The sequence below is a fragment of the Pseudomonas sp. KCJK9111 genome (assembly GCF_046231935.1).
Classification (GTDB): domain Bacteria; phylum Pseudomonadota; class Gammaproteobacteria; order Pseudomonadales; family Pseudomonadaceae; genus Aquipseudomonas; species Aquipseudomonas parafulva_B.
Genome location: NZ_JBJJMO010000006.1, coordinates 87,028 through 100,781 on the forward strand (window position 1 = coordinate 87,028; position 13,754 = coordinate 100,781).

The 13,754-nt window shown below is 60.6% G+C and carries 12 protein-coding genes; 8 read left to right on the forward strand and 4 right to left on the reverse strand.

Features of this window, described 5'->3' with window-relative positions:
• The first annotated feature begins 40 nt into the window (after window positions 1-40).
• Window positions 41-667, forward strand: coding sequence for a hypothetical protein (locus ACK59L_RS04605; RefSeq protein ID WP_196134662.1), 627 nt, complete (start codon window positions 41-43; stop codon window positions 665-667).
• Here the strand turns inward: ACK59L_RS04605 and ACK59L_RS04610 are convergent.
• On the reverse strand, window positions 659-1,576 hold the full coding sequence (locus tag ACK59L_RS04610; protein ID WP_182138503.1) for a LysR substrate-binding domain-containing protein: 918 nt from the start codon (window positions 1,574-1,576) through the stop codon (window positions 659-661). The two genes, ACK59L_RS04605 and ACK59L_RS04610, sit on opposite strands and share 9 nt — an antisense overlap.
• Window positions 1,577-1,758: 182 nt before the next feature.
• Here ACK59L_RS04610 and aspA point away from each other — a divergent pair, with 182 nt between their 5' ends.
• The 4 genes from aspA to ACK59L_RS04630 all read left to right on the forward strand — a co-directional run bounded on the left by aspA (window position 1,759) and on the right by ACK59L_RS04630 (window position 6,648).
• Entirely contained in the window at window positions 1,759-3,183 is a 1,425-nt protein-coding gene (gene aspA / locus ACK59L_RS04615; protein ID WP_058602745.1) for an aspartate ammonia-lyase, read from the forward strand.
• 177 nt (window positions 3,184-3,360) lie between these two features.
• Entirely contained in the window at window positions 3,361-4,353 is a 993-nt protein-coding gene (locus ACK59L_RS04620; RefSeq protein WP_196134661.1) for an AraC family transcriptional regulator, read from the forward strand.
• A gap of 148 nt (window positions 4,354-4,501) precedes the next feature.
• Complete coding sequence (locus ACK59L_RS04625) at window positions 4,502-5,545, forward strand: histone deacetylase family protein (protein ID WP_409272129.1); 1,044 nt, start codon at window positions 4,502-4,504, stop codon at window positions 5,543-5,545.
• Complete coding sequence (locus tag ACK59L_RS04630) at window positions 5,545-6,648, forward strand: polyamine ABC transporter substrate-binding protein (protein ID WP_409272131.1); 1,104 nt, start codon at window positions 5,545-5,547, stop codon at window positions 6,646-6,648. Before ACK59L_RS04625 ends, ACK59L_RS04630 begins: the two co-directional genes overlap by 1 nt.
• A gap of 80 nt (window positions 6,649-6,728) precedes the next feature.
• Here the strand turns inward: ACK59L_RS04630 and ACK59L_RS04635 are convergent, their stop codons facing one another.
• Window positions 6,729-8,267: a PLP-dependent aminotransferase family protein gene (locus ACK59L_RS04635; protein WP_409272133.1), complete on the reverse strand. Its 1,539-nt coding sequence runs from the start codon at window positions 8,265-8,267 to the stop codon at window positions 6,729-6,731.
• 90 nt (window positions 8,268-8,357) lie between these two features.
• On the opposite strand from ACK59L_RS04635, the gene ACK59L_RS04640 reads away from it, so the two are divergent.
• From ACK59L_RS04640 to ACK59L_RS04650, 3 genes are read left to right on the forward strand one after another with little or no spacing between them, the layout of a single operon-like run.
• Entirely contained in the window at window positions 8,358-8,987 is a 630-nt protein-coding gene (locus tag ACK59L_RS04640) for an FMN-binding negative transcriptional regulator (protein WP_409272135.1), read from the forward strand.
• A gap of 12 nt (window positions 8,988-8,999) precedes the next feature.
• Window positions 9,000-9,446 (forward strand): GNAT family N-acetyltransferase, encoded by a 447-nt coding sequence (locus ACK59L_RS04645; protein ID WP_058602739.1) that lies wholly within the window; start codon window positions 9,000-9,002, stop codon window positions 9,444-9,446.
• Window positions 9,447-9,453: 7 nt separating this feature from the next.
• Entirely contained in the window at window positions 9,454-10,125 is a 672-nt protein-coding gene (locus ACK59L_RS04650; protein ID WP_409272137.1) for a GNAT family N-acetyltransferase, read from the forward strand.
• A 181-nt stretch (window positions 10,126-10,306) separates the two neighbouring features.
• On the opposite strand, the gene oadA is transcribed toward ACK59L_RS04650, so the two are convergent.
• On the reverse strand, window positions 10,307-12,115 hold the full coding sequence (oadA, locus tag ACK59L_RS04655; RefSeq protein ID WP_058638790.1) for a sodium-extruding oxaloacetate decarboxylase subunit alpha: 1,809 nt from the start codon (window positions 12,113-12,115) through the stop codon (window positions 10,307-10,309).
• A gap of 98 nt (window positions 12,116-12,213) precedes the next feature.
• Window positions 12,214-13,629 (reverse strand): acetyl-CoA carboxylase biotin carboxylase subunit, encoded by a 1,416-nt coding sequence (locus ACK59L_RS04660; protein ID WP_058602736.1) that lies wholly within the window; start codon window positions 13,627-13,629, stop codon window positions 12,214-12,216.
• Window positions 13,630-13,754 lie beyond the last annotated feature (125 nt).

Here is a 13,754-nt window from a genome sequence, read left to right on the forward strand (position 1 = left end):
GAATGCTAGGGCCTTCAATCAATGACCCAGGCAGGTGCAAATGACTCTTCCACGCCTCTCAACGATCTCGCTTGCCCTTCTGTTCAGTGTGCAGGCATTGAACGCTTCGGCAGCCCGTTCACTGACCGTCAATGTCTATATTCATGACGACTTGGCCGACATGCAGGACGCTCAACTGCACAACGACTACTTCGAGCATTGGCTTAAGGAAATGCGCAGTTTCACCGATCACCCCATTGAAGTGATCTTTCAGCGAAACGTACCTCTTATCACCGATATCGCGTATGCAGGCATGCCGTCGTCGCAAATACTGGAAGTGTTTACCGACGGCGTCTATGAAAAAACGCGGCATGGCCCTTTTTCATTCGTGGACAAACACCTGCTGCTAACCCGCGACAGTTACGATCGAAGCGGTTTGAACTACAACGCTGGACTTGCCTACATGAAGCAGAACACGGCTATTTCATCAATCGCCGCGTATGGCGCCCCCGCCCATGAAATCGGCCACATGCTGGGCGCTACCCACGAAGATGCCGAACTTAAGTTCAACGGCTGGGTATGCGAAACCTACACTCACCCACGGGTACCCGCTCGCTCGAACTGCTATCGCTACAGCGACAAGAACCGCGCAACCATCGCGGATTATCTGAAATACAATTCAAACTGATGCCTCGCCTTGGACGCTGGTCGACTCCAGTTTGCGCCACAGCAAGCGCACGTTGGCCTTTCGGACCAAGGCGCAGCGGTACAGGCGAATTTCCAGCGGCACGTGCCACTGGCTGCCACCGCAGATCGCAAGTTCTCCACGCTCCAGTTCGCCGCGCATGGACAGTCGCGGTACCCATGCCACCCCCATCCCCTCCAGGGCCATGCTCTTGAGGCTGTCAGCCATGGCGGTTTCATAGACGGTGGTGTAGCGCAGATTGCGCTGGCGCAGCAGCAGGTTCACCGAACGGCCAAGGAAGGCGCCGGCGCTGTAGGCCAACAATGGCACGCTGGTTTCACCCTCCAGGGTGAACAACGGTTTGCCTTCGGCATCCACGGCACAAACGGGCAACATCTCGGTGGTGCCCATGTGCAGCGAGGGAAAGATTTCGGCGTCCATCTGCAAGGCTGCATCAGGGTCGTAGAACGCTAGCATCAGGTCGCAGCCGCCTTCCCTCAAGGCATGCACTGCATCGCCGACGTTGGTGGCAACAAGCCGGGTGGCAATGTTCAGCCCATCGTTGCGCAGCTGGGCCACCCAGCGCGGGAAGAAGCCCGACGCGAGCGAGTGCGCGGCCGCCACCTGAATCACTTCGCCCTGGCCACCCTCGAGATGATGCAAATGGCGAAGAATTTCGCTCAGTTGGTCGACAACCGTGCGGGCTGTTACCAAAAACAGCTGGCCCGCCTCTGTTAGCTCGATAGGGGTGCGGGAACGGTTGACCAGGGTAAGCCCCAAGGCTGCCTCCAGGCTACGAATCCGCCGGCTGAAGGCCGGCTGCGTCACGAAGCGCCGCTCCGCCGCCTGGGAAAAACTGCGGGTCGAGGCCAAGGCACTAAAGTCCTCCAGCCATTTGCTTTCTAGGTTCATTGGGCCGCTCCCCTGCCGTGCACCAAAATGGAACACGCTCGAAAATCAATCGGCGTCACATCTATCACTATGCCGTTTGTGCATAGGTTAGCGTGCAACAGCATTGGCCGCAAAAACACCTTAGGGCCTAGGATTGGCGCCATTCCGGCATGTGCCGGGTCAAACTCGAGATGATATTTATCATGTCCGCTGCTGCATCGTTCCGCGTCGAAAAAGATCTGTTGGGCACCCTTGAAGTTCCTGCCGATGCCTACTACGGCATCCAGACCCTGCGCGCTGCCAACAACTTCCACCTCTCTGGCGTCCCCCTGTCGCACTACCCCAAGCTGGTCGTGGCCTTGGCCATGGTCAAGCAGGCGGCTGCCGATGCCAACCGTGAGCTGGGCCACCTGAGCGATGCAAAGCACGCTGCCATCAGTGCAGCCTGCGCCCGTCTGATCAAGGGCGACTACCACGAGCAGTTCGTGGTCGACATGATTCAAGGGGGTGCCGGTACCTCCACCAACATGAACGCCAACGAAGTCATCGCCAACGTTGCGTTGGAGGCCATGGGTCACCAGAAGGGTGAATACCAGTACCTGCACCCCAACAACGATGTGAACATGGCGCAGTCGACCAACGACGCCTACCCCACCGCTATTCGCCTGGGCTTGCTGCTGGGCCACGACGCCCTGCTGGCCAGCCTCGACAGCCTGATCCAGGCCTTTGCTGCCAAAGGTAAAGAGTTCGACCACGTACTGAAGATGGGTCGTACCCAGCTGCAGGACGCCGTGCCGATGACCCTGGGCCAGGAATTCCGCGCCTTTGCCACCACCATGACCGAAGACCTCAACCGTCTGCGCTCGCTGGCACCTGAGCTGCTCACTGAGATCAACTTGGGTGGCACAGCGATTGGCACCGGCATCAACGCCGACCCGGGCTACCAAGCTCTGGCCGTACAGCGTCTGGCAACCATCAGTGGCCAGCCGCTGGTACCGGCTGCCGACCTGATCGAAGCCACCTCCGACATGGGCGCCTTCGTACTGTTCTCCGGCATGCTCAAGCGCACCGCGGTCAAGTTGTCGAAGATCTGCAACGACCTGCGCCTGCTGTCCAGCGGCCCACGTACCGGCATCAACGAGATCAACCTGCCGGCTCGTCAGCCAGGCAGCTCGATCATGCCAGGCAAGGTAAACCCGGTGATCCCTGAAGCCGTGAACCAAGTGGCCTTCGCCATCATGGGCAACGACCTGGCCCTGACCGTCGCGGCCGAAGGCGGCCAGCTTCAGTTGAACGTGATGGAGCCGTTGATCGCCTACAAGATCTTCGACTCGATTCGCCTGCTGCAACGCGCCATGGACATGCTGCGCGAGCATTGCATCGTCGGCATCACCGCCAACGAACAGCGCTGCCGTGAACTGGTCGAGCATTCGATTGGCCTGGTCACTGCCTTGAACCCTTATATCGGCTACGAAAACGCCACCCGTATCGCTCGCGTTGCCCTGGAAACCGGCCGCGGTGTGCTTGAACTGGTGCGCGAAGAGAAGCTGCTGGACGACGCGATGCTCGACGACATCCTGCGCCCGGAAAACATGATTGCCCCGCGTCTGGTTCCGCTCAAGGCCTGACCAGCACGCTGTAACCGTCTCACCAGGTCGAGGGACTAGACACCTCTCAACCTTTCCTAAGCCCGGGCGCATGCTTCGGGCTTTTTTTTGCCCGCCCGGTGCCGGTTGGCAGGCATTGACGGCACTCGGCATACAACTTGCTCGGTAATGCGTCCCAGACCTACGGGACCACCCAGCATGCTGCACAGCCACCTGACCACCCTCAACGCGGTTTCGCTGATTCTCAACGTCTTCCAGGCTCAAGGCTGCGAAGCCTCGGAACTGCTGGCCGGGAGCGGCATAGGCCCAGCGGACCTTGGCCATGCCGATGCACGCATCACGACCCAGCAGGAACTGCAGGTCTGTGCCAATGCCGTGGCACGTCGGGAGGATATTGGCCTGGAGTTGGGCCAGCGCATGCGCGTGTCTTCCTACGGCATGCTGGGGTACGCGCTGCTGTCCAGTGCCACTTTGGGTGACGCCCTGAGCCTGGCATTGGAGTATCCGGCACTGCTGGGAACAGTTTTTACCTTGCGTCTGGTCGACGACGGCCACCGTGTCTGGCTCAGCGCCAGCGATTATCGGGACAGCCCTGCGCTCAGCGCTTTCAACGCCGAATTCTGCATGGTGTCGTTGAAGGTCATCTGCGACGACTTGCTAGGCCTCGATCTACCGCTGCTCGGGGCTCGCTTCGAGCACCTGCGCCCGGATTACCACGCGTGCTACAGGCGCATGTTCCAGTGCCCGACCACCTTCGCCTCCCATGACAATGCCTTTGCCTTCGAGCGGCACTGGCTAGACGCGCCACTTCCCCTGGCCGATCCGATCACCCACAAGGCCATGAAAGAGCGATGCCGACGCCTGAACCTCGAATTCACCGGCCGGCAGGCATGGCTGGGGCGCGTCCGCCAACTGCTTGTCAATCAACTGGAAGCGGCGCCGGGCCTGGAGGGCCTGGCACGGCAGATGAACTGCTCGTCCCGTACGCTTCGCCGTCATTTGCAGGCGCTGGGCAGCAGCTATCAGCAATTGCTCGATGAGTTGAAGTTCGAACGGGCCAAGGAACTGCTCGCCGACGGGCACATGCCGATCCACCGCATTGCCGAAACGCTTGGGTACAGCGAGACGGCCAGTTTCCGTCATGCCTTTGTGCGCTGGAGTGGCGTGGCGCCGACGCGGTTTCGTGGCTGACCCTGCTGCTAGGCCCAGGGTAACTGCCGCGAAGAGGAAGGTGTTCGACGTTGGCCATATCTATCCTCTTTTGGCCGATTCGGACGTTCTCGCTAAGCGGCCCCGTTCGTGACAATGGATGCACGCCAGTACCCACCGGAGAACAACAATGCTGACGATCTATTCCGATGATCACCGTCTGCACCATGGCCGCTGCGAGCTGATCGACGGCAAGCTCATGCCTTGCTTCGAAATGCCCTCGCGTGCCGATCACGTCCTGGCCCAGGTACGCAAACGCGAGCTGGGTGAGGTCAGAGGCCCTGACGATTTTGGCCGTGCGCCGTTACTGCGCGTACACAGTGCCGACTACCTCGACTTCTTCGAAGGTGCCTGGGCGCGCTGGGCAGCCATGGGCCAGGAGGGCGATCTGCTTCCCTATACCTGGCCTGCTCGCACGTTGCGGGCGGTCAAGCCCACCGGGTTGCACGGTGAGCTGGGTTACTACAGTTTCGATGCAGGCGCGCCCATCACGGCAGGCACCTGGCAGGCCGCCTACAGCGCAGCCCAGGTCGCGCTCACGGCGCAAGCGGCCATCGAGCAGGGTGCCCACGCCGCGTTCGCATTGTGTCGTCCACCGGGGCACCACGCGGCAGGCGACGTCATGGGGGGCTACTGCTACCTGAACAATGCAGCCATCGCTGCCCAGGCCTTCCTCGACCAAGGGCGAGCAAAGGTGGCCATCCTCGACGTGGACTACCACCACGGTAATGGTACCCAGGACATTTTCTATAGCCGCGCCGATGTTTTCTTCGCCTCCATTCATGGTGATCCTCAGGATGAGTTCCCCTTCTTCCTGGGCTATGCCGACGAAACCGGAGCCGGTGCCGGCGAGGGCTGCAACATGAATTATCCGCTACCGGCAGGCAGTGACTGGTCGACCTGGCGGGCAGCTCTGGAAGACGCTTGCGAGCGCATCGCCGCGTATGAGCCGGAGGTAGTGGTGGTATCGCTGGGGGTGGACACGTTCAAGGACGATCCGATCTCCCAGTTCAAGCTCGACAGTCCTGATTACCTGGAGATGGGCAAGCGCATCGCGCAGCTCGGCAAGCCCACCCTGTTCGTGATGGAAGGTGGCTATGCCGTGGAAGAAATCGGCATCAACGCCGTCAACGTGCTCGAAGGCTTCCAACGCGCACAACCCGGAGCTCGATAATGGCCACCTTCAAACAGCTACTCGCCCCTCTCGTTGCTGCGGTACTGTGCACAAGCACCCTGCCCGCACAGGCCGAACAGCGCACGCTGCGCGTGTACAACTGGTTCGATTACATTACCCCGCAGACGCTGACTGACTTCCAGAAGGACAGCGGTGTGAAGCTGGTGTATGACATCTTCGATACCAATGAAGCGCTGGAAGCCAAGTTGCTGACCGGCAACTCTGGTTACGATGTGGTGGTGCCATCCAACGTGTTTCTGGCCAAGCAGATCGAGGCCGGCGTGTTCCAACCGCTCGATCGCAGCAAGCTGTCGAACTGGCAGCACCTGGACCCGGCCCTGATGAAGCTGATCGAGGCCAACGACCCGGGTAACAAGTTTGCCGTGCCGTACATGTACGGCACCATACTGATCGGCTTCAACCCGGCCAAGGTCAAGGCTGCGCTCGGCGACAATGCGCCGGTGGACAGTTGGGACCTGATCTTCAAGGAAGAGAACATTGCCAAGCTCAAGCAATGTGGCGTGGCCCTGCTCGACTCGCCTTCGGAAATTCTGCCGCTGGCCCTGCAATACCTGGGCTTACCACCCAACAGTGACAAACCGGCCGACTACAAGAAGGCCGAGGCGCTGATGCTGAAGATTCGCCCGTATATCACCTACTTCCACTCCTCGAAGTACATGGCAGACATCGCCAATGGCGACATCTGCGTAGCAGTGGGCTACAGCGGCAGCTTTTCTCAGGCCGCCAACCGCGCCCGCGAAGCCAAGAACGACGTGGTGGTGGACATGCGCCTGCCCAAGGAAGGCGCACCGATCTGGTTCGACATGCTGGCGATACCGAAAAACGCGGCCAACCCGGAAGACGCCTATACGTTCATCAATTACCTCCTGCGGCCGGAGGTGATTGCGCCGATCAGCGACTTTGTCGGGTACCCCAACCCGAACAAGGATGCGACCAACAAGGTGAACCCAGCGATTCGCAACAATCCCAACCTGTACCCGACGGCAGAGGCAATGACCAAGCTGTACACCCTCAAGCCATTGGCGCGAGATGCAGAGCGTGCGCGGACCCGCGCATGGACCAGAATCAAGTCCGGGACCTGAGTCGCCTGCTTCGCGGGTAAACCCGCTCCCGCAGGTACAGCGCTGACCTTGAGTGCTGTGCAGAACCTGTTGGAGCGGGTTTACTCGCGAAGTGGCCGCCAAGCCTTGCGCAGTTTCATCAAGGCCTCGGCAATTTCCCCTTCCGGCACCGCTGCAAACCCCAGCACCAGCCCTGCCCGCTTATCCACAGGCACCTCGCTGTCCGCCAACCAGAAACTGCTCAGCGCCGTCACTTCTACGCCCACCGCTTCAGCCTTGGCTACCAGTTCCTGCTCACGCGCTAAGTTATCCACATCCACCTTCACATGCAGCCCGGCCGCCACTGCCGGCATGGCACCCAACCCGGGAATATCCACAGGCCAGCCGGCCTTGAGCACATTGCGCCGGCTCAACGCCGCCTTGCGCATGCGCCGTATATGCCGCTGAAAGTGCCCACGGGCCATGAACTCGGCCATCACGCACTGGCTGCTGACCTCGGAATGCCGCACCGCCAACGCCTTGCCCTGGCTGAACGCTTGGGCCAGCGGCGGCGGCAGCACCAGGTAACCCAGGCGCAGCGCCGGGAAGGCGATTTTGCCAAAGGTGCCGACATACAGCACCCGCCCGTGCGGGTCGAGCGCTGCAAGCGGGGCCAAGGGCGCGCCACGGTATCGGTACTCACCGTCATAGTCGTCCTCGATAATCCAGGCCTCGTTACGCTCGGCCCAGGCCAGCAGTGACAGGCGACGCGCCAGGCTCATGGTCACCCCGGTCGGGTACTGATGAGCAGGCGTCACGTAGGCCAGCCGGCACTCCTCCAATTGCGCTAGCCGAGTGCAATCCATCCCCTCTTCATCCACCGGTACACCACGCACCCGGCCACCCGCCAGTGCGAAGGCATGACCGGCTGCCCGATAGCCCGGGTTTTCCACAGCCACACCGTCGCCTGGCTGCAGCAGCAACTGTGCACAAAGGCTGATGGCCTGTTGTGCACCACTGGTGATCACAATTTGTTCAGCCATGCAACTCAGCCCACGCGAGCGTCGCAAGTAGGCAGCGATGAGTTCGCGCAGCATCGGCTCGCCCGCCGGATCGCCATAACCCAGTTGAGCGGGGCTCGGATGACGCCAGAAACCCGCCTGCAGCTTGGCCCAGACGTCAAACGGGAACAGGTCGAATGCGGGAATACCGACGCGAAAAGCACGGGGCTGACCGCTTCTTGGGGGCGGTAAATGGTTGGTTTTCAGCCGCTGCAAAGCGTCACTAAAACGCCGATTGCTGGATAAATCCTCAGTATCATTTACTGAAAATGTGGATAAACCTGTTGATAAACCATGGGATAACCCTGTGGGTACTTGTGTGGATAGTTTCGGTAGCCGGCTTACGTAGGTGCCATCACCCACCCGGCTTTCGATGTAGCCCTCGGCGTACAACTGGTCATAAGCCCGCACCACACTGTTGCGTGATAACGCCAGCATGGTGGCCAACTCACGGGTGGCCGGCAGCCGGGTTCCGCTGCTCAAGCGCCCATCCAGCACCCGCGCTCGCAGCGCCTGGTACAGCTGCTGGCTAAGCCCGCGATGGCGATCCAAGGCGATCCCGGAAGGGTCGAAAGGCAAAACGAGGGGGCTATCACTCATGGTATTGGACCTATCAAAACAGGCAGTAATGGCTCTTACCCAGAACCAATAGCCTGGCTAGGATGGCACCGTTGCACAAGGAAACCGAGCATGTACAACAGCAAACCCCACCAGGAACACGACCTCGGCCGCCTGCACCAGCATATGCTCGATACCCGCCTGGCCGTGCTGGTCAGCCAAGGAGAACAAGGCCTGTTGGCCACACACCTGCCGGTGCTGGTCGATACCGACGAAGGCAAGTTAGGCACCGTCTATGCGCACCTGGCACGGGCCAACCGCCAATGGCAGGACCTGGCACAAGGTGGCGAAGCCCTGCTGGTCTTCCCCGGCGCCGATGCCTATGTCAGCCCCGGGTACTACCCAAGCAAAGCCGATAACCCCAAGGTCGTACCGACCTGGAACTACCTAGCCGTACACGCCTACGGTCCGGCCGAGATAATCCAAGACCCAGCAACATTGCTGACTATCGTCAGCCGCCTGACCGAGCGCCACGAACAAGGCCGCAACGAGCCATGGAGCGTCACCGACGCCCCGGCTGACTACCTCGACGGCATGCTCCGCGCCATCATCGGTATCCGCCTGCCCATCGCCCGCCTGCAAGGTGCGCGCAAGCTCAGCCAGAACCGCTCCGAGCAAGACATCGCCGGCGTGCGCGAAGGTCTGACCGCCAGCCCCGATCAACTGGATAACCAACTCGCAGCGCACATGCGCCAGCTTTGAAGGAATAGCCCCATGCCCAGCGTTACCCTGCGCCCTGTCACCGCTCAAGATCACGCCGCCTGGCACGCCTTGTGGCAAGCCTACCTGCACTTCTACGAAACCAAGTTGGCCGATAACGTCAGCCTGAGCACCTGGCAGCGCCTGCTCGACCCGAGTGAGCCGACCCATTCGGCACTGGCCTGGGTGGATGGCAAGGCGGTGGGGATGGTCAATTTCATCTACCATCGTTCCAACTGGAGCATCGAGAATTCCTGCTACCTACAGGACCTGTACGTCGACAGCGCGCAGCGTGGTCTGGGCGTTGGTCGCCAGCTGATCGAGCACGTCTACACCACAGCCAAGGGCGATAACTGCATCAAGGTGCACTGGCTGACCCACGAAACCAACGCCACCGCCATCAGCCTGTATCAGCAGGTTGCCGAGCGCTCGGGCTTTATCCAATTTCGCAAAGGCTTGTAGGCTGAACATGACAGACGCATTGAACTGGAAACCCGCCGCAACGCCCCAGGCCGAGCCCATCGAGGGCCGCTTCATCCGCCTGGAAAAGCTCGACCCTGCGCGCCATGGCGACGACCTCTGGGAAGTGCTGCAGGGCCCAACCGCCGACCCGGTGCTATGGGACTACCTGCCTTATGGCCCGTTCACCGAGCGTGCCGCCTTCGACCGCTGGCTGGACGGCAACGCCGCAGGCCACGACCCCCTGTTCTACACCGTCATCGACCGCACCACCGGCCAGGCTCAGGGCATTCTCAGCCTGATGTCGATTGTGCCCGACCACGGCCGCATCGAAATCGGCCACATCGCCTTCGGCGCCGCCATGCAGCGCACCCCCAAGGGCACCGAGGCGGTGTACCTGCTGGGTAAGCTGAGCTTCGAACTGGGCAACCGCCGGCTGGAGTGGAAGTGCAACAACGCCAACGCCCGCTCCAAGCGTGCGGCAGAGCGGTTTGGTTTCACCTTCGAAGGGGTGTTCCGCAAGCACTTGGTGGTGAAGGATCACAACCGCGATACGGCCTGGTATTCAATTACCGATGATGAGTGGCCGCAGGTGGCTACCGGGTTTGAGCGGTGGTTGAGTGATGAGAATCAACAGCCAGAGGGCCAAGTAGAAACCCTCGAGGCTTGCCGCAAAGACTGATTTTTGCGCTGGCTTCACCGGCCCTATCGCCGGCAAGCCAGCTTCCACAGGATTAACTCGATGTCGGAACCTGCGGCGATCCTATGGGAGCGGGTTACCCGCGAAGAGGCCGGTGAATCCAGCAAGAAAAAGGGGAGCATCCGCTCCCCAGGGGTAAACCGCTTGTAGATGAAGGCCTGAATCAGCCCTCGATCTCGATCAGGATTTCACCCGGCGTGACACGGTCGCCCTTGGCCACGTGGATTGCCACGACCTTGCCGGCGATAGCCGCCTGCACTTCGGTCTCCATCTTCATGGCCTCAGTGATCAGCACGGCCTGGCCGGCCTTGACCATGTCCCCTTCCTTGACCAGCACATCGACAATGTTGCCGGGCATGTTGGTACTCACGTGACCCGGCTCGCTAGCCTGCTTGCGCTTGCTGCCGCCGCCGCCAACGAACTCGTTGAGGGGTTCGAACACCACTTCTTCCGGCATGCCGTCGATCGACAGGTAGAAGTGGCGCTTGCCTTCGGCTTTCACACCAACGCCAGTGATGTCGACGCGGTAGGTTTCACCGTGCACGTCGATGACGAACTCGGTCGGGACGCCTTCACCGCCTGGCGCAGAAACGGCGCCAGCCTCCGGAATTGGCAACAACGCTTCCGGGGTAAGGGTGCCGGCTTCGCGTTCTTCGAGGAACTTGCGACCAATGTCCGGGAACATGGCAAAGGTCAGCACGTCCTCTTCGCAACGGGCCAAAGCACCAATGTCGGCACGCAGCTTGGTCATCTCTGGCTTGAGCAGGTCGGCCGGGCGCACGTCGATCACTTCTTCGCTGCCGATCGCCTGGCGGCGCAGCTGCTCGTTGACCACGCCAGGGGCTTTACCGTAACCGCCTTGCAGGTACAGCTTCACTTCGTTGGTGATGGTCTTGTAGCGCTCGCCGGCCAGCACGTTGAAGAACGCCTGGGTGCCAACGATTTGCGAGGTCGGCGTCACCAGCGGCGGGAAGCCGAGGTCTTCACGCACACGCGGGATCTCTGCCAGCACTTCGTTCATGCGATTGAGCGCGCCCTGCTCTTTCAGCTGGTTGGCCAAGTTGGAAATCATGCCACCCGGCACCTGGTTGACCTGCACGCGGGTATCCACGGCGGTGAACTCGCTTTCGAACTGGTGGTACTTCTTGCGCACGGCGTAGAAGTACAAGCCGATTTCCTGCAGCAGTTCCAGGTCCAGGCCGGTGTCGAACTCGCTACCCTTGAGCGCAGCAACCATCGACTCGGTACCCGGGTGGCTGGTGCCCCAGGCGAAGCTGGAGATGGCGGTATCGATGTGGTCGGCGCCGTTTTCCACAGCCTTGAGCTGACACATGGCAGCCAGGCCGGCGGTGTCGTGGGAGTGGATAAACACCGGCAGCGATTGCTCGGCTTTGAGCGCCTTGACCAACTCGCCCGTGGCAAACGGGGTCAACAGGCCGGCCATGTCCTTGATGGCGATCGAGTCGCAACCCATGGCCTCCATTTGCTTGGCCTGGTTCACGAATGCCTCGATGGTGTGCACCGGGCTGGTGGTGTAGGCGATGGTCCCCTGGGCGTGCTTGCCCGAGGCTTTGACCGCCTCGATGGCCACACGCAGGTTACGCACATCGTTCATGGCGTCGAAGATGCGGAATACGTCGATGCCATTGACGGCGGCCTTGGCGACGAATGCCCTGACCACATCGTCGCTGTAGTGACGGTAGCCCAGCAGGTTCTGGCCGCGCAGCAGCATTTGCAGGCGCGTGTTGGGCAGTGCTGCACGCAGTTTGCGCAGACGCTCCCACGGGTCTTCCTTCAGGAAGCGCACGCAGGCATCGAAGGTGGCGCCCCCCCAGACTTCCAGCGACCAATAACCGACCTTGTCGAGTTTCTCGCAGATCGGCAGCATGTCTTCGGTGCGCATACGGGTGGCCAGCAGAGACTGGTGGGCGTCGCGCAGGATCGTATCGGTTACGTGAATCTTCTTGGACATTGTTATCTCCTCGTCGCGGCAAGCTTCACGCCTCAGCCGGCCTGCACAGACGCGTTGGCGCTGGCTGGCAATCTGGGTTTCGCAGCTTGCAGCTGTATTCAAATGCCTGCGTGGGCGGCGATGGCGGCAGCGATGGCCAGGGCCAGCTCTTCGGGTTTGCGCTTGATCGAATAATTGGTCAGTTCCGGGTGGGTCTCAACAAAGCTGGTATTGAACTGACCGCTACGAAATTCCGGATTACGCAGGATTTCCTGGTAATACGCCGCAGTGGTCTTGACCCCTTGTACACGCATGTCATCCAAGGCCCGCAGGCCGCGATCCATGGCCTCTTCCCACGTCAATGCCCACACCACCAGCTTCAGGCACATCGAGTCGTAGAACGGTGGAATGGTGTAGCCGGTGTAAATGGCGGTATCGGTACGCACACCGGGGCCACCTGGCGCGTAATAACGAGTGATCTTGCCAAAGCTGGGCAGGAAGTTGTTCTTCGGGTCTTCGGCATTGATGCGAAACTGCAGGGCGTAACCACGGTGCTGGATATCTTCCTGCTTCACCGACAGGGGCAGGCCCGATGCGATGCGGATCTGCTCACGCACGATATCGATACCGGTAATTTCCTCGGTGATGGTGTGCTCGACCTGCACGCGTGTGTTCATTTCCATGAAATACACTTCGCCATCGGCCAGCAGAAACTCAACGGTACCGGCGTTCTCGTAGTCCACCGCCTTGGCTGCACGTACTGCCAAGTCGCCGATGTACGCGCGTTGCTCTGGGGTAAGTTGCGGGCTCGGTGCAATTTCGATGAGCTTCTGGTTACGGCGTTGGATGGAGCAGTCGCGCTCGAACAAGTGCACGACATTGCCGAAGCTGTCGCCGAGAATCTGCGCCTCGATGTGCTTAGGGTTGACGATGCACTTTTCCAGGAACACTTCCGCCGAACCAAATGCCTTGGTGGCCTCGGAAATCACGCGCGGGAAGTTCTGCTCCAACTCTTCGCGACTGTTGCAGCGGCGAATACCACGGCCGCCACCACCCGACGTCGCCTTGAGCATTACTGGGTAACCAATACGATCGCCTTCACTGAGCGCCTCGTGAATGTCGGCGACGTTGCCCTCTGTGCCTGGGGTGACCGGAACGCCCGCGGCGATCATGGTGCGGCGCGCTTCGGTCTTGTCGCCCATGCGGCGAATGACGTCGGCAGCAGGCCCGATGAACTTGACCCCGCGCTCGGCGCAGATCTCGGCCAACTCCGCATTTTCCGAGAGAAAGCCATAGCCAGGGTGCAAGGCATCGCAGCCCGTTTCCACTGCCAGGTTCACCAACTTGCGAGGATTCAAATACCCGGCCAGTGGCTCTGCGCCAATGCTGTACGCTTCGTCTGCACGCTTCACATGCAGCGCATGCCGGTCGGCGTCGGAAAAGATCGCTACCGAGCGGATGCCCATTTCGGCGCAAGCGCGCACGATCCGAACTGCAATTTCACCTCGGTTGGCGATCAGGATTTTTTTTATCACTGGATTCTTCCCAAAGCCGTATGAACAGTCGACACGGTTCTGCCGGTCGGCGCGTGGCCTGTTGTTGTTTGGCCAGTCGCAGATTCACCCTAGCGCTGTAGGTCGATAAACAAAAATCAATATTT